30 protein-coding genes and 1 tRNA gene are annotated in these 21,899 nt (G+C 60.1%); 12 read left to right on the top strand and 19 right to left on the bottom strand.

What is annotated here, in order from left to right; all coding sequences use genetic code 11:
• Window positions 1–18 precede the first annotated feature (18 nt).
• The gene (locus V1290_RS36255; protein WP_334368871.1) at window positions 19–1,836 is read right to left on the bottom strand and encodes a carbamoyltransferase family protein; all 1,818 of its coding nucleotides are present in this window, start codon (window positions 1,834–1,836) and stop codon (window positions 19–21) included.
• A gap of 337 nt (window positions 1,837–2,173) precedes the next feature.
• Here V1290_RS36255 and V1290_RS36250 point away from each other — a divergent pair, with 337 nt between their 5' ends.
• Window positions 2,174–2,449, top strand: a complete 276-nt coding sequence (locus V1290_RS36250) for a hypothetical protein (RefSeq protein ID WP_334368870.1) — start codon at window positions 2,174–2,176, stop codon at window positions 2,447–2,449.
• 116 nt (window positions 2,450–2,565) lie between these two features.
• On the opposite strand, the gene V1290_RS36245 is transcribed toward V1290_RS36250, so the two are convergent.
• The 3 genes from V1290_RS36245 to V1290_RS36235 form a co-directional block, all read right to left on the bottom strand.
• The gene (locus V1290_RS36245) at window positions 2,566–3,573 is read right to left on the bottom strand and encodes an amidohydrolase family protein (RefSeq protein ID WP_334368869.1); all 1,008 of its coding nucleotides are present in this window, start codon (window positions 3,571–3,573) and stop codon (window positions 2,566–2,568) included.
• 129 nt (window positions 3,574–3,702) lie between these two features.
• Window positions 3,703–4,479: a cyclase family protein gene (locus V1290_RS36240; protein WP_334368868.1), complete on the bottom strand. Its 777-nt coding sequence runs from the start codon at window positions 4,477–4,479 to the stop codon at window positions 3,703–3,705.
• 48 nt (window positions 4,480–4,527) lie between these two features.
• Window positions 4,528–5,511 (bottom strand): fumarylacetoacetate hydrolase family protein, encoded by a 984-nt coding sequence (locus V1290_RS36235; protein WP_334368866.1) that lies wholly within the window; start codon window positions 5,509–5,511, stop codon window positions 4,528–4,530.
• An 87-nt stretch (window positions 5,512–5,598) separates the two neighbouring features.
• On the opposite strand from V1290_RS36235, the gene V1290_RS36230 reads away from it, so the two are divergent.
• Genes V1290_RS36230 through V1290_RS36210 form a run of 5 tightly spaced genes read left to right on the top strand, consistent with a single transcriptional unit; the run spans window position 5,599 to window position 9,565 of the window.
• Window positions 5,599–6,522, top strand: a complete 924-nt coding sequence (locus tag V1290_RS36230) for an ABC transporter substrate-binding protein (protein WP_334368865.1) — start codon at window positions 5,599–5,601, stop codon at window positions 6,520–6,522.
• A gap of 11 nt (window positions 6,523–6,533) precedes the next feature.
• Window positions 6,534–7,232 (top strand): GntR family transcriptional regulator, encoded by a 699-nt coding sequence (locus V1290_RS36225; RefSeq protein ID WP_334368864.1) that lies wholly within the window; start codon window positions 6,534–6,536, stop codon window positions 7,230–7,232.
• 4 nt (window positions 7,233–7,236) lie between these two features.
• A complete protein-coding gene (locus V1290_RS36220; RefSeq protein WP_334368862.1) occupies window positions 7,237–8,040 on the top strand; it encodes an ABC transporter ATP-binding protein in 804 nt (267 codons plus the stop codon).
• A complete protein-coding gene (locus V1290_RS36215) occupies window positions 8,037–8,801 on the top strand; it encodes an ABC transporter permease (RefSeq protein WP_334368861.1) in 765 nt (254 codons plus the stop codon). The genes V1290_RS36220 and V1290_RS36215 overlap by 4 nt, the downstream gene beginning before the upstream one ends.
• Window positions 8,798–9,565 (top strand): ABC transporter permease, encoded by a 768-nt coding sequence (locus tag V1290_RS36210; protein WP_334368859.1) that lies wholly within the window; start codon window positions 8,798–8,800, stop codon window positions 9,563–9,565. The genes V1290_RS36215 and V1290_RS36210 overlap by 4 nt, the downstream gene beginning before the upstream one ends.
• Before the next feature lie 24 nt (window positions 9,566–9,589).
• Here V1290_RS36210 and V1290_RS36205 read toward each other — a convergent pair whose 3' ends face one another.
• The 7 genes from V1290_RS36205 to V1290_RS36175 all read right to left on the bottom strand — a co-directional run bounded on the left by V1290_RS36205 (window position 9,590) and on the right by V1290_RS36175 (window position 15,324).
• Window positions 9,590–9,781 carry a hypothetical protein gene (locus V1290_RS36205; protein WP_334368858.1) on the bottom strand — a complete coding sequence of 64 codons (192 nt, stop codon included), beginning with the start codon at window positions 9,779–9,781 and terminating at the stop codon, window positions 9,590–9,592.
• 125 nt (window positions 9,782–9,906) lie between these two features.
• Window positions 9,907–10,131: a hypothetical protein gene (locus V1290_RS36200; protein ID WP_334368857.1), complete on the bottom strand. Its 225-nt coding sequence runs from the start codon at window positions 10,129–10,131 to the stop codon at window positions 9,907–9,909.
• A 230-nt stretch (window positions 10,132–10,361) separates the two neighbouring features.
• Complete coding sequence (locus tag V1290_RS36195) at window positions 10,362–10,904, bottom strand: CAP domain-containing protein (protein WP_334369284.1); 543 nt, start codon at window positions 10,902–10,904, stop codon at window positions 10,362–10,364.
• Between the two features lie 465 nt (window positions 10,905–11,369).
• Window positions 11,370–13,598 (bottom strand): CHAT domain-containing protein, encoded by a 2,229-nt coding sequence (locus V1290_RS36190; RefSeq protein WP_334368856.1) that lies wholly within the window; start codon window positions 13,596–13,598, stop codon window positions 11,370–11,372.
• A gap of 19 nt (window positions 13,599–13,617) precedes the next feature.
• Entirely contained in the window at window positions 13,618–14,199 is a 582-nt protein-coding gene (locus V1290_RS36185; protein ID WP_334368854.1) for a Swt1 family HEPN domain-containing protein, read from the bottom strand.
• On the bottom strand, window positions 14,192–14,830 hold the full coding sequence (locus tag V1290_RS36180) for a DUF5343 domain-containing protein (protein ID WP_334368853.1): 639 nt from the start codon (window positions 14,828–14,830) through the stop codon (window positions 14,192–14,194). Before V1290_RS36180 ends, V1290_RS36185 begins: the two co-directional genes overlap by 8 nt.
• Window positions 14,831–15,039: 209 nt before the next feature.
• The gene (locus V1290_RS36175) at window positions 15,040–15,324 is read right to left on the bottom strand and encodes a helix-turn-helix domain-containing protein (protein ID WP_334368852.1); all 285 of its coding nucleotides are present in this window, start codon (window positions 15,322–15,324) and stop codon (window positions 15,040–15,042) included.
• Between the two features lie 109 nt (window positions 15,325–15,433).
• On the opposite strand from V1290_RS36175, the gene V1290_RS36170 reads away from it, so the two are divergent.
• Entirely contained in the window at window positions 15,434–15,724 is a 291-nt protein-coding gene (locus tag V1290_RS36170) for a helix-turn-helix transcriptional regulator (protein WP_334368851.1), read from the top strand.
• 77 nt (window positions 15,725–15,801) lie between these two features.
• Here the strand turns inward: V1290_RS36170 and V1290_RS36165 are convergent.
• The 5 genes from V1290_RS36165 to V1290_RS36145 all read right to left on the bottom strand — a co-directional run bounded on the left by V1290_RS36165 (window position 15,802) and on the right by V1290_RS36145 (window position 18,602).
• A tRNA-Pro gene (locus V1290_RS36165) sits at window positions 15,802–15,878 on the bottom strand.
• Between the two features lie 62 nt (window positions 15,879–15,940).
• Complete coding sequence (locus V1290_RS36160; RefSeq protein WP_334369283.1) at window positions 15,941–16,390, bottom strand: DUF192 domain-containing protein; 450 nt, start codon at window positions 16,388–16,390, stop codon at window positions 15,941–15,943.
• Window positions 16,391–16,568: 178 nt separating this feature from the next.
• A complete protein-coding gene (locus V1290_RS36155; protein ID WP_057845021.1) occupies window positions 16,569–17,234 on the bottom strand; it encodes a cold-shock protein in 666 nt (221 codons plus the stop codon).
• Between the two features lie 198 nt (window positions 17,235–17,432).
• Entirely contained in the window at window positions 17,433–18,194 is a 762-nt protein-coding gene (locus tag V1290_RS36150) for an SIR2 family NAD-dependent protein deacylase (RefSeq protein WP_334368849.1), read from the bottom strand.
• A gap of 168 nt (window positions 18,195–18,362) precedes the next feature.
• On the bottom strand, window positions 18,363–18,602 hold the full coding sequence (locus V1290_RS36145; RefSeq protein ID WP_334368848.1) for a hypothetical protein: 240 nt from the start codon (window positions 18,600–18,602) through the stop codon (window positions 18,363–18,365).
• A 136-nt stretch (window positions 18,603–18,738) separates the two neighbouring features.
• On the opposite strand from V1290_RS36145, the gene V1290_RS36140 reads away from it, so the two are divergent.
• The 3 genes from V1290_RS36140 to V1290_RS36130 all read left to right on the top strand — a co-directional run bounded on the left by V1290_RS36140 (window position 18,739) and on the right by V1290_RS36130 (window position 20,035).
• On the top strand, window positions 18,739–18,942 hold the full coding sequence (locus tag V1290_RS36140) for a hypothetical protein (RefSeq protein ID WP_334368847.1): 204 nt from the start codon (window positions 18,739–18,741) through the stop codon (window positions 18,940–18,942).
• 610 nt (window positions 18,943–19,552) lie between these two features.
• Window positions 19,553–19,699, top strand: a complete 147-nt coding sequence (locus V1290_RS36135; RefSeq protein ID WP_198027963.1) for a hypothetical protein — start codon at window positions 19,553–19,555, stop codon at window positions 19,697–19,699.
• 141 nt (window positions 19,700–19,840) lie between these two features.
• Window positions 19,841–20,035: a hypothetical protein gene (locus tag V1290_RS36130; RefSeq protein WP_028346212.1), complete on the top strand. Its 195-nt coding sequence runs from the start codon at window positions 19,841–19,843 to the stop codon at window positions 20,033–20,035.
• Window positions 20,036–20,089: 54 nt separating this feature from the next.
• Here the strand turns inward: V1290_RS36130 and V1290_RS36125 are convergent, their stop codons facing one another.
• Together V1290_RS36125 and V1290_RS36120 are read right to left on the bottom strand one after the other, a co-directional pair.
• A complete protein-coding gene (locus tag V1290_RS36125) occupies window positions 20,090–20,260 on the bottom strand; it encodes a hypothetical protein (RefSeq protein ID WP_334368846.1) in 171 nt (56 codons plus the stop codon).
• Between the two features lie 8 nt (window positions 20,261–20,268).
• Window positions 20,269–20,424: a hypothetical protein gene (locus V1290_RS36120; protein WP_334368845.1), complete on the bottom strand. Its 156-nt coding sequence runs from the start codon at window positions 20,422–20,424 to the stop codon at window positions 20,269–20,271.
• On the opposite strand from V1290_RS36120, the gene V1290_RS36115 reads away from it, so the two are divergent.
• Complete coding sequence (locus V1290_RS36115) at window positions 20,423–20,752, top strand: Flp family type IVb pilin (RefSeq protein WP_334368844.1); 330 nt, start codon at window positions 20,423–20,425, stop codon at window positions 20,750–20,752. The two genes, V1290_RS36120 and V1290_RS36115, sit on opposite strands and share 2 nt — an antisense overlap.
• 92 nt (window positions 20,753–20,844) lie before the next feature.
• Here the strand turns inward: V1290_RS36115 and V1290_RS36110 are convergent, their stop codons facing one another.
• Complete coding sequence (locus V1290_RS36110) at window positions 20,845–20,982, bottom strand: hypothetical protein (RefSeq protein WP_334368843.1); 138 nt, start codon at window positions 20,980–20,982, stop codon at window positions 20,845–20,847.
• Window positions 20,983–21,335: 353 nt separating this feature from the next.
• Between V1290_RS36110 and V1290_RS36105 the strand changes: the two genes are divergently transcribed.
• On the top strand, window positions 21,336–21,788 hold the full coding sequence (locus tag V1290_RS36105) for a VOC family protein (RefSeq protein WP_028346213.1): 453 nt from the start codon (window positions 21,336–21,338) through the stop codon (window positions 21,786–21,788).
• Window positions 21,789–21,899 lie beyond the last annotated feature (111 nt).

Raw genomic sequence — 21,899 nt, 5'->3', positions numbered from 1 at the left:
GGTCTCCGGCAGGCGGGTTCAGGCCGGCTGCGCGGTCGATGCTACCAACGTCCGCACGTCGGTGTAGATATTGACTAGCGGCGCCACCACCTTGTGCATCGCGTTCTTCGATACGATCGTGTCGTGGATCACCAGATGATCGACGCCCGTAGTCAGAAAGCAGTTCACGGCGTCCTGCGGCGCTTCCACGATGGGCTCGCCCTTGATGTTGAATGAGGTGTTGATCAGCACGGGAACGCCGGTCAACGCCTCGAATTCCTTCAGCAGGCGGTAGAGCATCGGATTGGTTTCTTCGCGCACGGTCTGGACGCGTGCAGTGCCATCGACATGCACGATCGCCGGGATCTTGTCGCGCCATTCAGGGCGAACCGGCTTGGCGATCAGCATGAAGGGCGAGTCTTCCTCGCCTTCAAAAATATCCTTCATGCGCTCGGACAGCACGATCGGCGCGAACGGCCGAAACGCCTGCCGGTGCTTTACGCGGCTGTTGAGGATGTCCTTCATCTCGGGCTTGCGTGGATCGGCCAGCAGGCTGCGGTTGCCGAGCGCGCGCGGCCCGAATTCCGAGCGGTCCTGAAACCAGCCGATCACCTTCTGATCGGCGAGCAGTTTGGCGGTGTCGCGGCAGACATTGTCGCTCCTGACGGCGTCGACCTGGATCCGCACCAGAAACTTCTGTAACTCCTTGGCGGCATCCTGGTCGCTGTAGCGCCTGCCGACATAGGCGTGATCCATCACGAAGGCGCGGCGCTGCTTCAGGATTTCGAGCCAGCCGTAATAGGCGCAGCCGATCGCAATCCCGTCATCGCCCGCGGCAGGCTGAATCCAGACGTTCTCGAAACCGGCTTCACGGGCTAGACGCCCGTTCGCCACGCAATTCAGCGCGACGCCGCCGGCCATGCAAAGGTTTTTGGCGCCGGTGGTTTCGCGCAACCAGCGGGCGCGGGCCAGCAGCACGTTCTCGGTATCGTCCTGCGTGCGCCAGGCCAGGTCTTCCCAGTGCCGCATCGCGGGGCTCTTTTCCCAATTGCTACCGGGTTCGAACACGTAAGGCTGCTTGAAGTCGGTGGCGTTCCAGTGCGGCACGTGCAGCTTGCCGTCGTCGGTGAGTTCAAGCAGATGCTTGACCTGGTCGCGGCGGCCATAGGGCGCCAGTCCCATCAGCTCGCCGCACTTGTTCCAGTCGCCAAAGATGTAGGTCGAGGCGCGGCTGTAGAGCGCGCCGAGCCCGGGCATGGTGTAGAATTCGTCGCTGAGGAAGCCGCGGTCCGGCTCCATCCAGACCTTTTTGACGCATTCCAGCGTCGTTCCGTTGAACTGGTAGTAACTCTCGGACTCGCGCGCGAGCGGCGTTGCCGTGTCGCTGGCGGGAAAGGATTCCATGACGTCGGACCGGTAGCTGCCGACGCCATCGACGATCATCACGACGCCTTCCTCGAACGGCGACACCGCGAACGCGCTGTAAGCGTGCGCGAGGTGATGAGAGATCGTGACCACCTTGTCCGAATGTTTCAGATACAGCGGATGCTTGGCAGCCTCGTCGCGCTCGAATTCCGGCAGGAAGCCCGGCGCGTCGAAATAGACCAGCCGCTCTTCCATTTCCGGGACCGGCAGGATGTAGCAATTGCGCACCACGAGATCGACGTCGTCGAGCGCAATGCCTTCGGCTTCGAGACAATAATCGATCACTTCTTTGTAGAAGCCCGATGCGTGCTTGGCCCGCGTGATCCGCTCCTTGGCGATCGCAAACGCAATGGCGCCGTCGCGCAACAGGCAGGCGCTGACATCATGGTCATAGGTGTTCAGACCAAGGACATAAGTGTGTTTTTTTGGCATGGGTACTCGTCAGGAGAGGATCGTCTTGCGCTGAAAAATGGAGATCGTGTCGACATCAAGTTCTTGGCGTGGCCTTGCAGATTTTTCAATCGAAGTTCTGCAGCGCACAATCCTAAGTGTTCATCCAACATTCAGGAAGATGAATGCGCGCCGCAGGAATCCGCAGCAAAACCACCGTAACTTGACCTTACCTCCCCTTCTCAATAAAGTCCGGAAAGCCCGAAAGAACCTTAGTAAAAATATTGTCTTAGTGCATCTGAACTGAAAGCATTCTCGCGCGTCTACGTGAGATAGTGCCGAAGTGCAGGTGTTTCGGAAGTGACCGGGAGATTCTCGAATGGCTAAACGCTACAATATCCTGACCCGCTGTCTTGCAGCGCTGGCTTTGTTGTTCGTCTACGTGGCCAGCACGTCTGCGATTCTGGTGGGCGGAACAACCACGTCCGCACAGGCGTACCGCGGCAGAGGCAGAGGCTATTATGGCGGCCGTGGCTTCTATCGCGGCGGTCGTGGCTTCTATCGCGGCCGAGGCTTCTATGGTGGGCCCGTTGTTGTGCGCCCTGGCCCGCGCTGCTGGTGGAACGCCTACGGCGCCCGCGTCTGCAGGTGGTGATAGGCCGATCGCCGTCGCGTCAGACGGGATCGTTAACGGAATCAGGCGTGCCAAACGGCACGCCTTTTTCTTTGGCCGATTGCTTCCGTGCACAGAGAGCGCCGTCCGCGCCCGGCTTAACTTGCAAGCCGGGGAAGCAGCTTGAGCGCATTCCCCCGCTCGATCGCCGCCATCTGCTCCTCCGTGAACACACCCGCCTCGCGCAGCCCCTTCACATGATCGATGCCGGTCCGGTACGGGAAATCGGTCCCGAACACGATCTGCGACGGAGGAATGATCGCCGCCAGCGCCGACATCGCACCACGGTTGGACGTCTGCGCGGTGTCGTAGAAGAATCGCTTCAGCTCGGTGAGCGTGCCGTCGGGCACCGTCTCCTTCGCCTTCGGCGCCAGCAGCGGATGCCGGACGAAGCGCTCGATCAGGAACGGCATCGTTCCGCCGGCGTGGGAGAATATCCATCGGATTTCGGGAAACCGCCGCGCGTTGCCGGAGAAGACGATGTCGGCGATCGTGCGCGTCGTGTCGGTGCCGAACTCGATCATGACGGGCGGCTGCGTCGGCGCCAGGTTCACGCAACAATTGGCCGCGGTGGGATGGGTGTAGACCAGCGCCTTGCGGCGATTGAGCTCCTCCATGACCGGCAAGAACAACGGATCTCCGAGCCATTTGTCGCCGTAGCTCGTCATCAAGGCAATGCCGTCGGCCTTGAGCGTGTCGAGCGCATAAGTGAGTTCGCGCAGGCTGCCTTCGGCGTCGGCGAGCGGCAGCATCGCGAAATTGCCGAACCGCCCCGGATAATCCGCGACCAGCTTAGCGGCATATTCGTTCGACTCGCGGCAGAGCCTTCGTGCCGTATCGCCCTTGGTGAAATTGACCGCGGGCGTGGTCACGGACAGCATCGCAGTGGCGATGCCGGCCTTGTCCATATCGGCGAGCGATTTCTCGATCGTCCAGTTCTTCATCAAGGGATCGCCGAAGCCGCTGTCGTTCGACGCGGTCACGTAGGTTGGCGGCGAGAGATGATGGTGAACGTCAATCCGGAACGGCTTTGCGTCGGCGGTTTGTGCCCCCACCCAGCCACCACCGATCGCCGTCGTCATCGCCAGCGCGCCGGCACCGAGCATGAAGCCACGCCGGCTTGGTGCTGCGAATGACGAACTCGATTGACCACAGCAGAAGCATCCCCGCAGCGGGGCCGTGCGCAAATCCGTCATTCGTTCTCTCCCCGATCTTGTTGTTGTTGCGTGCAGCCTTCAACCGTCGAGAATGGCGACCGCCCGGGTCCAGCCTGCAGATGCGCGCTCGATCTTCACCGGGAAGCACGACACCATGAATCCGGTCGACGGCAATTGCTCGAGATTGTGCAGCTTCTCGAGGTGGCAATAGCCGATGTGGCGGCCGGCCTTGTGGCCTTCCCAGATCAGGCTGGCGTCCTTCGTCTCGGCATATTTCTTCGCGGTGTAGACGAACGGCGCATCCCAGCTCCAGCCGTCGATGCCGGTCAGGCGCACGCCGCGCTCCAACAGATACATCGTCGCCTCGTAGCCCATGCCGCAGCCGGAGGTGACGTAGTCCTGCTGCCCATATTTGGCACCGGCGCTGGTATTGACCACGACGATCTCAAGTGGCGACAGCGTATGGCCGATGCGCTTCAATTCCGCTTCGACATCCTCGGCGGTCGCGACGTAGCCATCCGGAAGATGCCGGAAGTCGAGCTTCACACCCGGCTGGAAGCACCATTCCAGCGGCACCTCGTCGATGGTCCATGAACGCTCGCCGCGGTTCATGGTGGGATGGAAATGCCAGGGCGCATCCAGATGCGTGCCGTTGTGGGTGGAGAGCGATACCTGCTCCACCGCCCAGCCCTGGCCATCAGGCAGATCTTCCGCCTTCAACCCTTCGAAGAACTGCAGCATGCGCGGCAGGCCCTGCTGGTGATCGATGTACTGGATGGTCGGGTGGTTGCCGGGCGGATCGGCCGGCACGTCGTTTTGCAGGGGGACGGAAATGTCGATCAATCTGCGCGCCATGGCGGTTCCTCGCTGGATGTTCTTTTTGTGGAGCGTGGTCGCAAACGGCTATTGCCGCTCGACCCGGTTCTTCAATATGCCGATCTTTTCGACTTCGAGTTCGATGGTATCGCCATGTTCGAGATACCAGCCGAGTTCGAGCCCGCATCCATTGCCGACGGTGCCGGATCCGATGAATTCGCCGGGCATCAGGGTCTCGTCCTCGCTGACATGGGCGATGATCTCCTCGAACGAGAATAGCATGCCCTCGGTCACCCCTTGCGAGCGCGTCTCGCCGTTGACGCGCGCTTCCATCTTCAACTTGTAGGGATCGCCGATCTCGTCTGGCGTCACGATCCACGGGCCCATCACGTTGCCGCCGTCGAAACTCTTGCCCTTTGCCGGGCCTAGCCGTCCCTCCATTTCAATGCGCTGGGCATCGCGCGCGGAAAAGTCGTTGAAGATCGTATAGCCAAAGATGTGGTCTTGGGCCTTGGCGGCGGAGATGTTGGCGCCCTTGTTCCTGGTGATGATGCCGAATTCGAGCTCATAGTCCATTATCTGGCTGTAGCGCGGCCACTTCACGGTGGTGTTGGTGCCGCGCACGCTGAAGCGGTTGGTGAAGTAGTAGATCGGCTGCTTGCGATAGACCTCTGGCAGTTCGCCGAGCGGCTCGGCCTCGATCCGCGCCAGCTCGGCCATGTCGCCCTTGGCGCGTGCGGCCAGCTTGAGCTGCCCGCGCGGCGCCTGCAGGATGTGCAGCGGGAACGACATGCCGTCCCGCATCTGCCGCGGCTCGGGGACCGGCGCGAGAATTTCGGCCGCCTCGATCTTCATGGACAAGCTCTCGTCCTTGCCGTGCTTGTCGAACACCTTTGCCGCCTGTTCGATCGCGGCGTCACCGGCATCGATCAGCGCCAGCATCGAAGCGAAGGCAGGATTGGCACCTCCGTTGCGGCTGGCCGCCGCCGCGAGATCAAAGAGCAGCCTGTCGCCGCTATGCACGATGGCGACCTTTTCCTGACCGCCCGACTTTATTGTTGCGAGTTTCACCTGACGCCCTCTTGTTTTTCGGTGAAATATATGATCAAAAAAAATATCGATAAACAAGACAGAAAAATGTGTAGTGGGGAGAACACTGTGAAAAAGGCCCTAGCCGCCCTTGCCGTCAGCGTGGCGCTGACCGGTACCGCCTTTGCGCAGGCCAAGATCCAGGTCGGCTGCACGGCGACCTCGGATTGCGCCTCGGCAATGATCGCGATCGACGAGGGCATTTTTAGAAAGCATGGGCTCGAGGTCGAGATGACGCCGATCGGCATCAACTCGAACATCCCGGCGGCGATCCTGTCGAATTCGATCCAGATTGGCGGGCCGACCTCTACGGTGTTTTTGCAGGCCGTCGACGGTGGGCTCGATCTCGTCGCTATTGCGGGTGCTACCATCATGAGCCCGGTGTCGAACGGCAACATCACCGCCTTCGTCCGCAACGGCATCACCATCAAGGAGCCGAAGGATTTCATCGGCAAAAAAGTCGGTGCGCCGGGGCTAAACGCCTTCCTGCATGTGCTGTTCGTGAAATGGCTGGTGGAGAAAGGCGTCGATCCCAAGAGTGTCAATTTCGTCGAGGTCACCTTTCCGACGATGGCCGATATCATCAAGTCCGGCGGCGTCGACGCCGTGCTGACCGCTGAGCCGCTGGTGACGCGGATGACCAATGCCGGCCTTGGTTCGGTCGGGGCGCGCTATGCGGTCGAACTGGCGCGCACCGATCCGATCATCTTCTACGCGGCCTCGCGCGAATGGGCGGAAAAGAACGCCGCGGCAGTCAAGAAATTTCGCGATGCGCTCGCCGAATCCGCCGAGATCGTCAACAATGACCGCGAAAAGGCGTCGAACTCGATTGCCAAGTTCACCAAGCAGCCGATCGAACTGGTCAAGGCGACGCCGCCGAACCGCTCCGAACCGGTACTGAAGCCGGAGCAGCTCTCTTGGTGGATCGAGGTGATGTCGTCACAGAAGATGCTGCAATCCAAGCTCGACACCTCAAAGCTCGTCCTGAAGTAAAGGATTTCGCGATGCCGGCCTCTGAGCGCCAATCGAGCCGACCGGTGACTGAGGCCGCTACCTTGAGCGAGCGCGCGGCCACGCTGGTCGAGCAGGACATTCTTGCCGGTCATCTGCCGCCGGGATCGCGGCTCGGCATCGTCGACCTCGTGCAGCGCTACGAGATCGGCGCCACCCCCTTGCGCGAGGGCCTGTCACGGCTGATGTCGCGGGGGCTGATCGTGGGCACCGGGCAGCGCGGTTTCCGCGTCGCCGACGTCAGTCGCGAGGATCTGCTCGACATCACCACGATGCGCACGGCGATCGAGATCGAGGCCATCAGGCTGGCGATCACCCATGGCGACGATGCCTGGGAGGCTGGCATCGTCAGCGCGCTGCACCAGATGCGCCGCCACATCGAGCGGACCGGCGATGAATTCCGCGAGGGCGCAGAGGATTTCGACCGGCTGCACAAGGGCTTTCACACCGCCTTGCTGGCGGCGTGCGGCTCGAAGCGTTTGCTGACGGCCCATTCCGATCTCTACGACCAGGCCTATCGCTACCGTCGCGTGATGATGCGCTCCGTCGATAGCGGCAAGAAATTCGTGCGCGCGCATCAATTGCTCGCCGACCGCGTGATCGGCCGCGACATTCAGGGGTCTCAAGCGATGCTATCGGCGCATCTGCGTTCGACCATGGATTTCGTCTATCCCCCAGGCAACGAGAGCTGACATCATGGCAAGCGCCGCAAAACGCCTCGAAGCCGTATCCGGCACTGCCACGCCCCAGATCACATTTGACGGCGTCACACTCGTCCTCGGCGGCAAGACCATCATCGAGAATCTGAGCCTGGGCGTACAGCCCGGCGAATTCCTCTGCATCGTCGGCGCCTCCGGTTGCGGCAAGACCACGGCGCTGCGGCTGGCGGCCGGTCTGTACCAACCGACCAGCGGCAAGGTGAATTTCGACGGCCAGCCGATGCGCGAGCCGCGTCGCGAGATCGCGATCGTGTTCCAGGATTATGGCAAGGCGCTGCTGCCGTGGCGCACCGCAGCGGGCAATGTCTCACTGGCGCTGGAAGCGGGCGGCATGCCGTCAGCCGAGCGCCCTGCCCGCATCGAGGAACTTTTGCGCACGGTCGGCCTGCCCGGCCATGCCGGCAAATACCCGTCAGAAATGTCAGGCGGAATGCAGCAGCGCCTGCAGATCGCCCGCTGCCTGGCGCAGGAGCCGAAGACGCTTCTGATGGACGAGCCGTTTGGCGCGCTGGATGCGATGACGCGCCAGGGATTGCAGGACGAGGTGTTATCGCTGGTGGCAGCCAGCGGCGCTACCGTGATCTTCGTGACCCACGACCTCGACGAAGCCATCTATCTTGGCGACCGCGTCATTGGCCTGCTGCCGCATCCGGGACGGATCGGCATCGAGCTTTCGGTCAACCTGCCGCGCCCGCGCGATCAATTGTCGACCCGCGAGCATCCGGAATTCCTGCGGCTGCGGCGGCAATTGTTCGATTTCATCAAGGCCACCGAGCAGTGACGGCGAATTCCGCCAAGGCGCTCGTGCTGCCGCTCGCCGTGCTGGTGGCGTTCGAAGTCTGGGCACGCGCCACCCATCTGCAGAGCGACAGCCTTGCGCCGCCGAGCGAGATCGTAATGGCGCTGTTCGGCGCCTTCGCCGATCTCTCGATCCTGGCGGCGACGCGCGACACGCTGTTTTCAGCTTTCGCAGGCCTTGCGATCGGCACCACCATCGGCTTGGCGTTCGGCATCGCCTTCGGGATTTCAGATACGCTCGATCGACTGATGGAAGTAACGGTCGAGGCCATCAGGCCGATTCCCTCGATTGCGCTGCTGCCGATCGCGCTGATCGCGCTTGGCTTCGGCTACCGCATGGAAATCGTGATCGTGGCGTTCGCCTGCGTCTGGCCGGTCCTGATCCTGTCGCGCGCGGCCGTGCGTAGCATCGAGCCGCGGCTGATGGAGGTGGCGCGGGCGCTGCGGCTGCCGCCGGCACAGCGGGTCTGGAAGATCATCATCCCGGCAGCGCTGCCGCGGATCTTCGTCGCGTTCCGCCTGTCGGCCGGCATCGCGCTGATCGTCGCCGTGACGGTCGAAATCGCGATCAACCCGCTCGGCCTCGGGGCCGGCATCATGCTGGCGCAGCAGGCGCTGCGTCCCGACCTCATGCTGGCCTACCTGGTCTGGATCGGCATGATCGGCTACGCGCTGAACGTCCTCTTGACCGTCGCCCAGAACCACCTGTTCGGACGCGCCGCGTTGAGCGGAGACAGCGCATGAACCGCGCGGCCCTCCTCTGGCGTGTGGCGAGCTTTGCGGTCGCGGCCGGATTCATTGCGCTCTGGCAATTGATCGCCAATCTAAAACTGGTCTCGCCGGTGTTCCTGCCGGGACCGGACCGGGCCTGGGCTGCGCTGGTGCGCGGGTTTTTCTCCGGTGATCTCTGGAGCAAGCTTGCCGGCACGCTCGAACACATGGCCTATGGCTGGCTCGCCGCCTCCATTGCCGGCATCGCGATCGGCGCGATCATCGGATCGTCGCGCACGATGCGGACCTATGTCGCGCCGTCGCTGGAGTTTCTACGGCCGCTGCCGGTCTCGGCGATCATTCCGGTGGCGATCGCGATGCTTGGGCTAACCCAGGCGATGGCGCTGTTCGTGATCGCCTTCGGCGCAATCTGGCCGATCATGTTGGCGACCATCCACGGTTTTGCGGCGGTCGAGCCGCGGCTCTATGAGGTCGCGCGGTCGCTGCAGATGTCGCGGCTCGCGGTGATCTTCAAGATCGCGCTGCCCTCCGCCAGCCCCGACATCCTCGCCGGCATGCGCCTCAGCTTGACGGTGGCGCTGATCCTGTCGGTGGTCTGCGAAATCCTGGCCGGCCTCGACGGCCTCGGCCATTGGGTTCTGCTGTCAGCCCGCGCGTTCCGCTCGGCCGACCTGTTCGCAGGTGTCATCCTGCTTGGCGTCACCGGTTACGTGACGTCGGTGGCGATGTCGCTGGCGGAGCACAGACTGCTGGCGTGGCAGGCAGCGCGGCGATGATCGCCGGCAGCCGAGCAGTTGCGGCTACGTATCTGCGACAGGCCGAGCCGAAACCTCCGGCTTCTTCGACGCCGTCATAAGGCGCCGCCAACCCCGTCCGACCCAGCGCCGCAACGCCCGGAGACTGAAGGTGACGAGCACCTCATGGTGCCGCATTCCTTTGCCGCCCTTGACCAGCCCGAGATCGCGAATGATGCAGTACGTCCCGCTGCTCATGCGGGCGAACTTCGCATCTCGGAAATGATTGCGCACACGCGACAACATACACGCAACATGCACCGCGGATCGATTTCGTCAATCTTGACGGCCGTCGAATCAACCTCGCCAGGATACGAAAGCCGTCAGAGCGTTGCGTTATTGTTGCGTTCGCCAATGCGATACAGTTGCGCGGTCCGAACCGGCACGCGACCCAGCACCGCGCGCCGCTCGTTCATGCGCTCGCTCGGCGAATCCGGCTGCGCAAAGCACTCAAGGATCTGAATGCGGATTTCCTCCGCGAGCGGGCCTTCGACCCGACGCATGCGATTCCAGAGCCGGATGATTTCCCGTTGCTTCTCGACATCCATTGGTCACCTCCAAACAACGACCAAAGAGAACATAACAGGAACGAAATTGCAAGCCACGAATTCGCTGCGGAGTCACAAGTGGCGGTGTCACAAGTCATGAAAGCGAAATTGCAGTATCGAAAGGTCGCGCGCACGCGTAGGCGTTATCGACAACGTCGTCCGTCACGCCTCGGATAAGCCATCACTGAGCGCGCCGCGAAAGCAGCCACTCCGATATCTCGGTTTCAACTCTAAATGCAGAGACCGAGAATCTTCAGTCGACAAGCCTCAGCCGCGCGCGATTTGGACTTCGCAGCGTTTGCCTGCTTTGAATCCTTCGGCGAACTCTTTGGCGCACTCTTCGGCGCCTTGGGACGCTCATAGTCGCCGGCGATCACCATGGCCCAGTACGTACGACCGGTCCGCGCGCTTTTCACGCTGGCAACACCTACGCGCGTCGCGCCGGGCAACAGGAGGTTCTTCCGGTGCCCGGACGAATTGATCCACTGGTCGAGGGTCTTGGGAAAACCGTCGTAGCCGTACGCAATGTTCTCTGCGGCCCGACCTGCTCCCGCCGGCCCGACACGCGTATTGAACCGGCCAAGGACATCGTGATCCAGTTTGTCCTTTGCGGCCATCGCCTGAGCTTGATCGTGTGCTATCCGTGTGAGAGTCGTATCCAGGGTTACGCGCTTCTGCCCGTGCTTTAGCCGAAAATCGGAAATCATCTGCGCGGGATTGGCCGCCGCCTGCCGGCTCCCTGCGGCGACAAAACAAATCACCAGCCCCAGCAGAAGGGCCTGCCGCACCAGAATGACTGTCTTCCTACCAGCCACAATTGTTCCCCTGCCCCTTCCCCACTTGTGCTGGGAAGATTCAATCCGAAAAAGACGTCACAAGTCATTGATTTTATTGGTCGGGGCAGCTGGATTCGAACCAACGACCTGCAGTACCCAAAACGGCCACCAACGCAACATTGTACAGAACTCGGGACGATGTACGAAGGTTATCTCATTGAAAAATTGGAACTCACCTCCGTACATCGTATCCCTCTTCGTACCGTTAATTCAGCAAAAAGGGTTCTGAGAACCCCGGTTTGAGGACCCCAGAACCCCAAGACACTCACTCGCCCGTTTCCGGGCAACCGGGGCCTAGCGTGTATTCAGAAAGGTCGGCTCACAACGCAAAGCGGAGGTCTCCCGCCTTGGGCGTGAGCGGCGGCTTGTGCCCCTTAACGGCGTGGGCCCTGTTTGAGCGCCTTACCTCACATCTTGGTTGGCCATTTGCTTGAACTGGTCTTCAATCCGCTCCGGCAGGTCCACAAGGATTGTCTCCGGCCGTCCCAAGTGTAGGTAGCTTATGACGCTGGAATTCGCGATTGTCAGTTCGAACACGCGATCGAGGTCGCCCCTCGGAACTCCACTCTCTTCGTACATTTGGAGGATCGCGGCGAAGGGGTCTTCGTGCTCGCCATTGATTGCCGCGTTACCGCGCGTACCGATGTCCAGATAGACTTCGCTATTTATCAATTTTGCGCGTTCAAGAGCGCGGTTTAGATCGCTGAGGAGTTGCATCCGGATCATACCAGATACAATTTCGAGCCAAGTCAGTGCACGCTGCCGTATGTTAATGGCGACCTCAACAAAGGCTGAGATTCGGTAGAGGAGCCGCGCAATGAAAGTAGCTGCGGTCGGCGCAAAGAGAGGAAACACTGAGGCCAGCACCGCGCGGGCGCCCAGTGCCAGGAAGCCGTTGCCAACGGTCGCATGATTGCGATCGGCGGCATGTGTATCGCATGCGCTGAGGAGTACGATCGGCGGCATCCGTATAATCCGATCGCGAAGGGTCCAGACGTCGATCGGCTCATCCTGCAGGTAGAGCGCTGCCGCCTCCTTGTCCCTATGGGCACCGTGTCCATCGAATACTAGCACCTGGCCCTCGAAGGCGTTGATCGCGGCCACCAATTCGTCGGCGTTCGAGACTTCGACGTGGTCCACCTTGAGGTTCTCCTTCCAGTGTTGGCCGAAGGCATCAAAGGCGATGTCGAACATTTGGGCGATCGGGTCATCCCGCTTAAGAGCGCTGATGACAAGCACGTGCTGCAGTTCCTTGGGCGTCAAGAGGATTAGCGGTTTCATGCCGATCTCATCGATGAAGAGATTTCCCGGCGTAACAGGCAGCCTTGCGGTGTCTTTGCGGATGCAAAGGGGTAGCCCGTCGATATTAAGCCACTCGACATGCGCATCCGCGATAACGCGCACACCAACCTTCGCGCGCTGGATGAACTCGATGAACTCGGTGGGGACGGCGGTTTTCATCCGCTCTTGCACCTGCCGGAACGCGAGGAGACGCTTCCTAGGTGTTGTGTTCGCGGCACGGTACTGCTGTGCGAATGTCCGCACGAGGCCTCCCGTGCGGTTCACGTCGTTCGGGAGACGGATTACCGGAGCGAACTCGGATGTCGCCAGAGCCGCCACGGCGTCGGTGCCGATATTGAGTTCATCGCGCCTCATGCCGATCAGGAAATGAAAGTGGGGCGGACGCCCTTCTATCGGCTCGCCCGTCTTGAGATCGAGGTTATGAAGTGCACGTTTCGCACTATCGCTTGCGTTGAAGTAATTGTATCCGGTCTGCCTTTGCATCGCGTCTCGCACTAGGGAGAAGCGCCTCCTTTCGTCGGCGGCGGCATCAGACGGTACCGGCACATCGAAGAACCGCGGATAGATAGCAGGCGCGTAGAGATTGAGATCGAGCGTTGGGCGGAAGATGCGATGCATGTCCCGCTGACCATCGCCAGTGCGAAGGTCGAGCACGCTGCGTGACGTCTTCACGATCTGTTCGATATAGGGCGCATTGCCGCGCTCAATGTCGTCAAACTCGTGATCGACGACGTTGCGGTACCCCACGCTTGCCATCACTAGAAGGTTAGGAGTGATGGAGTTATGCCCGCCGACGTGATAGCCGATGTCCCGATCAGGGATTTCGAGCCAATTTTCCAGGAACTGCCTCGCCTCGGCGACCGAGTCGGCATCGACTTCTGCAGGAAGCTTGTCGATCGCCGCAATGAATCTCTTCCGAAGCGCCTCGTGGTTCAGTTCCTCGTAGGAAAGGTGACCTCCCGTCTCCGCGACGATGGTGGGCTCCACAGGGCAGGTCGCGATCCATTCGTCGTATTCGCGGGGGTCTTGCCCTGGTCCGAGGAGAATAACGGTGAAGGGCGCATTGGGTGGAATCGGCATCGACCTAATGGCGCGCGGCGTCTGGCCGAACCAGTTTACGGGGGCCTGTCCCGCCACTCGCCGCGCAATCAGCGTGTCCTGCCCATCTTTGGTCAGATCATAGACAGTCGACGGCAAGTAACTTGCGGCTCGGACAAGGCGGGCGTTGCGCATTAGGCTCGGTGCAAAACCCTGCATTATCGAAGCCTGCTCGGGCCGACCACCATCTGGCACGACGACGATGTAGAATATGCGTTGGTCCAGATCCAAGTTGCGGCCTGCCTTTCAATTAGCCAATCAACCTGAACCAGTCCTTCACTGTCAGTACCAGCCTGTCGATTTCATCCTCGGACATTGGGCAGCAGTGGGCGATAGGCCCGCGCAGCATGTTCAAGTTTTTGACGATGCGCTGAACGGCTAATCGGCTGGTAAAGATCGGTTCAAAGTGAGCCCAATTCGCACCGATAATGTCGAACAGGTGGCCAAACGTTGTGTAATCAATCGCCTGTTCCGAGCGCGGGGTCATGCCCATATCAAGTTCGTCTTGGATGAGCTTGTTCACATATTCCCGAATGGCTTGGGGCACCTTCTTTTCCCACCAATCCGGCCCCTCAGCTTCATCCATCGTCTCGGTAATGAGCTTGCGGGCGGATTGCTCTAGGCAGTAAAACAGCTCGTAATACTGGGCCATCGCCGCTGCTTGCTGACGAACCTCTTTTTCGAACTGCGGATAGTACTCGAGCGCGCTCTGCTTGATGGCCGGAGCTATGTGACCGAGCTCGATGTTGTACTGCTGCTCAATGCTTCGCAGCTCATCCGTGATCATCATGCCGGACATGCCGAACGAGCGAAGGTGGTGGCTGCTATCCATCGGAGGCCTTCAGAAGGTTTTCTTTGAGGCTCTTGAAGATCGCATTGAACACTGCGATGTCAGACGTAGCTGGCAGATTCAGATTGATGGTATAGCCGATGTTCAATCCCAACGATTGGCCAGGTATCTGCGGCGGAATGGGCGATGCAGGAAGTTGGACGTGCGGATGCTCAGGCTGCTCGGGCTTCTCAGGCAAAGTTCCATCGGGCTCAAAGGTCGCAAATTTCCTCACGCCCTTCATCGAATTGAGGATCATCGTGACAGTAGGTGAATCGTTGGCGAGGCCGGTCTCTTCAAGAACAAGACCTCGAATTTCGTTTTCACCGAGTGCGTGCCAGAACTCATTCCGCTTGAAGAGAGGCGCATAGCCATACCGCAACGCCGCAGCAGCGGCAGCGCCTGCTGTGCCCGAATTTCGGAAGCGCGTGTAGATGTCTGACGGAGTGGAGTCGGCGTTCACAAATCCGATCTTCTTCAGGTAGGACGTCATCTGGTCGCCCGACCCGCCGGGCACTTTCAATATTGTTTTGACGAAATCTTGAGTAACCTTCGCGGGCGTTGCGGCGGCCTTGATGCCCATCAGTGCTTTCTCAACATTGCCGGTGGCCGTAACGTACGGCAGCATTGCCATGTCATGCTCCTAGGGGGGATTGTTCGAATCAGCCCTAAATTGTCGGGGTTGACGAACTTGGGTGCAATGACTGCTGTCAACTTACTAACAGCTGTGTGTATATAAGAAAGCAGCGTGTACCGCCATTTGGTCGCGACGCTGGTGCACCGTTTTGGACCCAGTCCCGCAACTCCCACAGGTACTGCTAGTCGTTGCTGTGACAGTGCGAGCTAATTGGGCTTCGCCACTTTCCGATCCTTAGCGCGACGCCCCCCGGACAGTGGCTTAGGAGGACGCTCTCCTCGTGAGGGGATTCGAAAAAGATCGGATATTTGGATTGAAAGCGCCTCAGCAAGCCGCTCAAGCACAGATACGGTGGGATTCTCCATGCCGCGCTCCAAACTACTCACATACGTGCGATCCACCTGCGCATCCACGGCAAGTTTTTCTTGCGAGAGACCGCGTTCAACGCGATGCCACCGCAAATTCCAAGCCACGAGTCGCCGTCCGTCCATCCCAGAAGGCGAACATTTGGTTGTTTATAAAACCACGGTCCATAGTCGACATATTACCGCGAGTGAGCTTCTCTGCTGAAGATGACTCGGGGCGGACAGGGTGTGCGTCATGAATGAGAAACAGTGCGACCAGACGATCGAGCTGCGCGCGATGATATCGATTGCGGACCTGCTCGAGCGCATACCAATCAGCAGATCGACCCTCGACAGGCTGGTAAAGGAAGGCAGTTTCCCAAAGCCCTGCTATCTCACGCCGATGAAGTTGGGCTTTTACCTCGACGAGGTCGTGGCTTGGCAAAAGGAACTGCTTCGAGGAAAAAGCGAAGGCGTGAGACGGCCGGACTATCGAACGGCCTTTAGGAAGCCCGAGCAGCCAGCACGAACTACGGTTCCAAAATAAGAAAGGGTTCTGGTGGGGTTCTGAGATACTGCAGGTCCAAAAGAGGCCCTCGCAACTCATTGATATTAATGGTGTTTTGGTCGGGGCAGCTGGATTCGAACCAACGACCTGCAGTACCCAAAACTGCCGCGCTACCAGGCTGCGCTATACCCCGATCCGACGCTGGAAATGCTCGATACACGCTAAACCCGCAGCCATCAAGGCGATGGAAACCGGTCAGCGCTTGCTAAACAACGGGTGGGCCACCCGGTCGCCGGGCTGAATGCCGTATTTTTGCGCCGTGCCGGCAATCACTTCCAGGACCCCCCTGGCAAGCCCGCCCGAGGAGATGATCTTGGTGGAGAGCGGCTCGGTGTTCTCAGCGATTCGCAGGATGCGGCCGTCGGCGCGGATGAAGATCATGTCGAGCGGAATGTAGGTATTCTTCATCCACATCGAGATCTGCTGCTCCGGCGAGAAATCGAACAGCATGCCTTTGCCGTCCGGGAGTTCTTTTCGGTGCATCAGCCCCTGAGTCTTCTCCTCCTCCGTCGTCGCCATCTCGACCAGGAACACGCGTACGCCTGACTTGGTGGCGATCTCGAGCGGCTGAACGCTCGCGGCCCGCGCGGCAGGATCGGCGCAGAGAATAAAGAGCACAGCAGACGCAGCGGCCAGCGACGTCATGAGGCGGTCCGGGATGCGAAGCCGCGCAACCATCAAAGCGAAATTCATCAAAGCACTCACGCCGGATATCCCAGGAGAAATTGCCGGGAACCCTAACCTGAGGATTGCGGCAAATGCCAGAGGCCGCCGCGCTGGGGCGCGACGGCCGGCTCACGTTTGCGTCAGTGGTACGGCAGGATCAATGCGACGACAGCGCCGACGGGCCGGTCTCCGGATGAATTTCCGCCGCCATCATGCCCTTGGACCCGGGTCCGTAGCGCACCAGCACGTACTGGCCCGGCCGCAGTTCGGTCATGCCGAAGCGGCGCAGCGTTTCCATGTGGACGAAGATGTCCGGCGTGCCCTCGCCGCAGGTCAGGAAGCCGAAACCGCGCAGCCGGTTGAACCATTTGACCTGGGCCCGCTCCAGACCGCTGGTCGGCGTAACGCTGACATGAGTCCGAGGCGGCAGCATCTGCGCCGGATGGATCGCGGTGGACTCGTCCATCGAGACAATCCGGAACGCCTGATAGCCCTTGGCGCGCTGCACGCATTCGACCACCACCCGCGCGCCTTCATAGGCGGTCTGGTAGCCGTCGCGCCTGAGCACCGTGACGTGCAGCAGCACATCGGGCCAGCCATTGTCCGGCACGATGAAGCCGTAACCCTTCGAAGCATCGAACCATTTGATGATGCCCGATATTTCGACAAGGTTTGCTGCGGCATCGCCGAGCCCCGACAGCGCGTCCGCCGCCGGATCGCGCTGTGCGCCGGCTGCGTATTCACCTGGTCCAAGCCTGTTCTGCCCTGTCCCGCCTGTCGGCGGCCCCCCGAGCTTCTTGGACCCAAATTCGTCCGACCCCATGACCCCGGACCTCACACTTCAAAAAGCGGTCCACTGTCGCCGTAGCGGACCGGAACACGCGCCCTACCATGACCATCATGATAACGCAGCGCGAATCTCTCGAATCAAAGATAACACTCCCGATTGTGGCGCATAGCTAAAAAAACAAATTGGCCTGCAACTATGAACAGGCTTGCACAGCCGCGAATCAGTTGGAGATCAATTGCCTACAAACGGTCCGAGCGTTTCTCCGATGTCGTGACGGATCACCAGATCGGCAACGTCGTCCTGCTCGGTAGGTTCATTGTTGATGATGATGAGCTTCGCGCCGCAGTTCTTGGCCATCAGCGGAAAACCTGCGGCGGGCCAAACAACCAGCGAAGATCCGACTGCCAGGAACAGGTCGCAATGCTGCGCCAGTTCGGTGGCGCGGCGCATCGCGTCTTCCGGCATCGCTTGTCCGAACGAGATCGTGGCCGTCTTTACCGGCTCGTCGCAGATGGTGCAGTCGGGTGCGCTACCAGTTTCCTCGAAACGCTGCTTTACCCAAGGAAGATCATAGGCATGTCCGCAGCCGATGCAGCGGGCATAGGTGGTGTTGCCGTGCAGCTCAATCACGTCATCGGCCCTGAAGCCTGACACCTGATGCAAATTGTCGATGTTCTGGGTGATGATCGCCGGCGTCTTGCCGGCTTTGTAGAGCGAGGCCAGCGCGCGATGCCCGCGACCGGGCCTGGCCGCTGCAAAAGTTGCCTCCATCGCAAACCGTCTCCGCCAGGCCTCGGCACGGGCGTCGGCGCTTGCAACGAATTCGTCGAACGCGATCGGGCGGTTGCGGGTCCAGAGGCCGCCCGGGGAGCGGAAATCGGGAATGCCGCATTCCGTGGAAATGCCGGCACCGGTGAAGGGAACGATACATGCGGCTTCGGCGATCATGTTGCCGAGTTGCTCGACGCCGCTGCGCAAATCCTTGGCGATCACCGCTGATATTTTCCGAATTGTTGGGCCGCGCGGATTATAGCACGGTCGTTCGGATTGCCAGACCGATGCGCGCTGCCAAGCTACGCCGCACGCACATCCGGCAAGGCGGCCTTATCAAGCCGCCTTATGCCGCGCCGCCTTGTCACACCGACGCGTCATGCTGCCTCATTATGCTGCCTTGGCCACGGATTCCTTCGGCTCCTTGGCTTCTTCCGACTTCTTCGTTTTGGGTGCGGGTGCGCTTTCCGTCTTCTTCACCGGTGGCTTGCCGTATTGCACCAGCTTTTCCAGTTCCGCCTCGAGCTCGGCGCGGCGCGCAGCGACTTTCTCGAACAACTTGTCGGTAGCATGCTCGCGCAGGCCTGCGAGTTCTTCGATGCTCAATGAATCCAGATCGATCTTTGCCATTGGAACCTCCCGTTTGTCTTTCGCTAACGGGAACCCGCATGAGCGACAAGAATGCGCCACACCTTATCCACCGCCTTCGCTTCAGGCGGCGCGCGATCACAAGGCCTCCCCATTCACGCCCCATTCGCGCACGCCAATGATGGCGGGCGCGAATCAAAAAAATGGATGGGCGATGACGGAGAAGGAAGAAAGACTCGCGCGCGACCGTGCCGAAATCGCAGCACGCGTCGCGAGCTTCAGGCAAACCCAGCAGAAGTTCGAACGCGAGCGCGAAGAATATTACGAAACGACCTTGGCCAACGCGCTGAATGGATCCAGCCGGCCATCATTCTGGCGCTGAGGCAATACCGGCAAGAGCACTGTTCGACCTCCGCGCTGTCGTCGACAGAAATATCGCGCGCGGAACCCGCAATAGAATTTGCTGCGGCCGGAACCAAGCCGATGCCTCGATGCTTTGCTAACAAATGCCGCAGCCTTGCGAGAGGTGAAAGCACGAAAGCCCCGTCTAGGTCTTCGGATGTAGGCGGGGTTTCGTTTGCCGTTTTGGAGGGCGGCATTGCGAGCTATGCGATCCCGCGGACCTGACCGTCGAATTGCGCGGAACGAATTCGATCCGTTCGGTGTTTCACTACCGGAAGGTGCATCATGCCTGCGTGGATGGAAATTCTGATCAATTTGATCGGTTATGCCGGCTTCATCGCCATCGCGACCTATCACAAATCGCCAGACGAAAAATTGCCGGACCGTTGAGTGCCCACTGGGCAGGCGCTAGTTCGCCTTGACCAGCGCCTGGCCGCTTTCGGTTTACGGCCGCAGACTCTTTTTGTTCTCCCGGAACGAACAGGGGGCGCGTTTCAGGCACGATTGCTTTCTTAAGATGCCGTTACCTCGCCGTCCCGACCGTCGAACCTTTTTGGCGCAGCCCGTACCTATCTAAAAAAGGTGCTGCGATGACCCAGGCCGACCACTATCGAGAACAATCCGACAGAGCCCGACGGCTTGCCGAAGCCGTCAAGGATCCGGAAGCTTCGAAGAAACTGATCGAGATGGCCGAGGAATTCCGCCTCTACGCCGAGCGACTGGAACAGATGCATTAGCGCGATTGCGCGGGGCGTGCATGGCATAGAGGCTTTAAGCCTCTGTTTACCCCTTTGCGCTGTAGCACCCGGCCGTTAACCCAACCTCTTTACAAGACGTAAACAGGAACCTGACAAGTTTCGACCAGGAGGGTTGCACCCATGGTCATTTACCCCATACCGGTTGAAGTGACACAAGCCAGAATCCAGCTCGTCGTCGATCAGGCCGCCAAGGCGCCGCCGCATACGATCAATCAGGATCTAAGGGCCGTCGACCATGCCAAGGCAGCCGCCATAGAAGCGGCCCTGGCCGATTTACAGACCGACGAGCCGTCGCTGGTGGACGTTAAAGTCTGACCTGACGGGAAGTATCAATCTTGCGCGCGAGGCCAGACTGCGTCCGGCCCCCTCTCACGCTCGCCATGCGAGCTGTTGTGCGTGCACGACGCCAAGTGTCAGCAGACCGCCGATGCCGGCGAGCACGGCCAAGCCAGCAAACCAGACCCATTGCGGCCCTTCCTTGTAAGCGAGGAACGGAGCAAGCGGCAGCGCTCCATGTTCGTTGCGCGTCGAGGCAGGCATATCCTTCGTTAATGCATCAGGCGCGGCACGATAACCGATACCGCCAGCAATGCGCCGAGGCTGCTCACCACGGACAATTTCATCCGGGCCGTCCTGGCATCGGTAATCGGGAGCAAGAGAAAGAAAACCATCGCAACTATGAGCACGCCATAGAGCAGGTACATGGTCGATCCCTCCGTTGCCGCCACAATGGACGGAGGAGCCAACCGCGTATGTGTGGGACGTCACGCCCGTGACGCGGCGCCAACAATCTTGCAATTTTACGCTTTTCGTTGTCTCAATCACAACTTGAGCGTGCCGCACCGACTTGATCAAAGTTCGAGAGAAAAAGAAATGCTCAGGAAGTTTCTGCGCGACGAGGGCGGCGCCACTGCAATCGAATACAGCCTCATCGCCGGGTTCATCGCCTTGGCCATCATCGCTGCCGTCGGAATGACCGGCGAAAGGCTCGTCGCGCTACTTGAGGGTCTTGCTACCGCATTGAGCCTTTAAGTTGCGATTGAAATGTCACGGCAAGGGTGAGGATCGCGCGTCCTATCGGCACCCAGAGCGCGCATCAGCGAGCGGGACCTTCGCGCAGATGGCTACGCGATCCAATAAATTGCTGTTCCAACGACAACGAGGGCAATGGCACCGGCGGTCAAAGTCCCGAGCTTTCGCTCGGACTTTGTCGGCAAATCTTCCCGCGCCGCGTTCTCTTCAGCCGGATGATCTTGTTTCATGCCACACCTCCCTCCATTCAAAACCGGCGTAGCGGTTTCGTTCCTCGGAACCAAGGTTCGAAATATATCTACAAGAGGACAGAAACGGGTTTCGCGAGCGCGCTGGTAAGCCGAGCTCTCCAGTGCATCGCCCAAGCGGGGCGTCGTTCCGCAGGCCTGACCTTGAGCAACGAGCGCTTCCGATCTTTCGCATTCGCCCGCATCGATGGCCTTCTGAGGCCACAGAGCGCTCGGTGCGGACCCGCACTTTATCCGCACGTTATCGGTGACCTCTGGTGCACTTTGCTGCTATTTTCCGCCCGAACCGCCCAACCCAAACAAGATCTCTGAACGTTCTCAGGAGGACAACAAACATGCGCTATCTCCACACCATGCTGCGCGTCCGCAATCTCGATACTGCGATGAAGTTCTACCGGGACGCGCTGGGGCTGAAGGAAGTACGCCGGGTCGACAATGACAAGGGCCGGTTCACACTGGTGTTCCTGTGCGCGCCGGAGGACGAAGGCCTGTTCAAGGCCGCTCCCCAGAACCGCGGCGCGCCGCTGGTCGAGCTCACCTATAATTGGGACGAGGAGAAATACGGCGAGGACCGCTATTTCGGTCACCTCGCCTACGAGGTCGACGACATCTACGCGACCTGCGACCGCCTGATGAAGGCCGGCATCACCATCAACCGCCCGCCGCGCGACGGCAACATGGCTTTCGTCCGCTCGCCGGATCTGCATTCGATCGAGCTGTTGCAGAAGGGCGAACCGAAGCCGCCGGCCGAACCGTGGACCTCGATGCCGAACACCGGTCACTGGTAGGCCTGTACAATTTCTTCGTCCACGTCCGTCGTCCGAGCTACCATAAACGTTCCTTCACTCGGGTTCTTTTCTGCATGGGAACGGGCCACGACATGACGCGTTTTCTCCTCA

Source organism: Bradyrhizobium sp. AZCC 1578, assembly GCF_036924675.1.
Taxonomy (GTDB): Bacteria; Pseudomonadota; Alphaproteobacteria; order Rhizobiales; family Xanthobacteraceae; genus Bradyrhizobium.
The sequence above is the reverse complement of the archived record's forward strand: the minus strand, read 5'-3'. Positions and strand labels throughout refer to the sequence as shown.

Coding starts and splice junctions, on each gene's coding strand:
- V1290_RS36120 (WP_334368845.1), bottom strand. CDS start 20,424: ATGTACCTGCTCTATGGCGTGCTCATAGTTGCGATGGTTTTCTTTCTC.
- V1290_RS36115 (WP_334368844.1), top strand. CDS start 20,423: ATGGTCGATCCCTCCGTTGCCGCCACAATGGACGGAGGAGCCAACCGC.
- V1290_RS36130 (WP_028346212.1), top strand. CDS start 19,841: ATGGTCATTTACCCCATACCGGTTGAAGTGACACAAGCCAGAATCCAG.
- V1290_RS36140 (WP_334368847.1), top strand. CDS start 18,739: ATGATGGCGGGCGCGAATCAAAAAAATGGATGGGCGATGACGGAGAAG.
- V1290_RS36125 (WP_334368846.1), bottom strand. CDS start 20,260: ATGCCTGCCTCGACGCGCAACGAACATGGAGCGCTGCCGCTTGCTCCG.
- V1290_RS36245 (WP_334368869.1), bottom strand. CDS start 3,573: ATGCTCGGTGCCGGCGCGCTGGCGATGACGACGGCGATCGGTGGTGGC.
- V1290_RS36155 (WP_057845021.1), bottom strand. CDS start 17,234: ATGGGGTCGGACGAATTTGGGTCCAAGAAGCTCGGGGGGCCGCCGACA.
- V1290_RS36205 (WP_334368858.1), bottom strand. CDS start 9,781: ATGAGCAGCGGGACGTACTGCATCATTCGCGATCTCGGGCTGGTCAAG.
- V1290_RS36135 (WP_198027963.1), top strand. CDS start 19,553: ATGACCCAGGCCGACCACTATCGAGAACAATCCGACAGAGCCCGACGG.
- V1290_RS36175 (WP_334368852.1), bottom strand. CDS start 15,324: ATGGACGGACGGCGACTCGTGGCTTGGAATTTGCGGTGGCATCGCGTT.
- V1290_RS36240 (WP_334368868.1), bottom strand. CDS start 4,479: ATGGCGCGCAGATTGATCGACATTTCCGTCCCCCTGCAAAACGACGTG.
- V1290_RS36200 (WP_334368857.1), bottom strand. CDS start 10,131: ATGGATGTCGAGAAGCAACGGGAAATCATCCGGCTCTGGAATCGCATG.
- V1290_RS36250 (WP_334368870.1), top strand. CDS start 2,174: ATGGCTAAACGCTACAATATCCTGACCCGCTGTCTTGCAGCGCTGGCT.
- V1290_RS36110 (WP_334368843.1), bottom strand. CDS start 20,982: ATGAAACAAGATCATCCGGCTGAAGAGAACGCGGCGCGGGAAGATTTG.
- V1290_RS36255 (WP_334368871.1), bottom strand. CDS start 1,836: ATGCCAAAAAAACACACTTATGTCCTTGGTCTGAACACCTATGACCAT.
- V1290_RS36160 (WP_334369283.1), bottom strand. CDS start 16,390: ATGACGTCGCTGGCCGCTGCGTCTGCTGTGCTCTTTATTCTCTGCGCC.
- V1290_RS36180 (WP_334368853.1), bottom strand. CDS start 14,830: ATGGCAATGCTGCCGTACGTTACGGCCACCGGCAATGTTGAGAAAGCA.
- V1290_RS36210 (WP_334368859.1), top strand. CDS start 8,798: ATGAACCGCGCGGCCCTCCTCTGGCGTGTGGCGAGCTTTGCGGTCGCG.
- V1290_RS36145 (WP_334368848.1), bottom strand. CDS start 18,602: ATGGCAAAGATCGATCTGGATTCATTGAGCATCGAAGAACTCGCAGGC.
- V1290_RS36220 (WP_334368862.1), top strand. CDS start 7,237: ATGGCAAGCGCCGCAAAACGCCTCGAAGCCGTATCCGGCACTGCCACG.
- V1290_RS36170 (WP_334368851.1), top strand. CDS start 15,434: ATGAATGAGAAACAGTGCGACCAGACGATCGAGCTGCGCGCGATGATA.
- V1290_RS36185 (WP_334368854.1), bottom strand. CDS start 14,199: ATGGATAGCAGCCACCACCTTCGCTCGTTCGGCATGTCCGGCATGATG.
- V1290_RS36225 (WP_334368864.1), top strand. CDS start 6,534: ATGCCGGCCTCTGAGCGCCAATCGAGCCGACCGGTGACTGAGGCCGCT.
- V1290_RS36105 (WP_028346213.1), top strand. CDS start 21,336: ATGCGCTATCTCCACACCATGCTGCGCGTCCGCAATCTCGATACTGCG.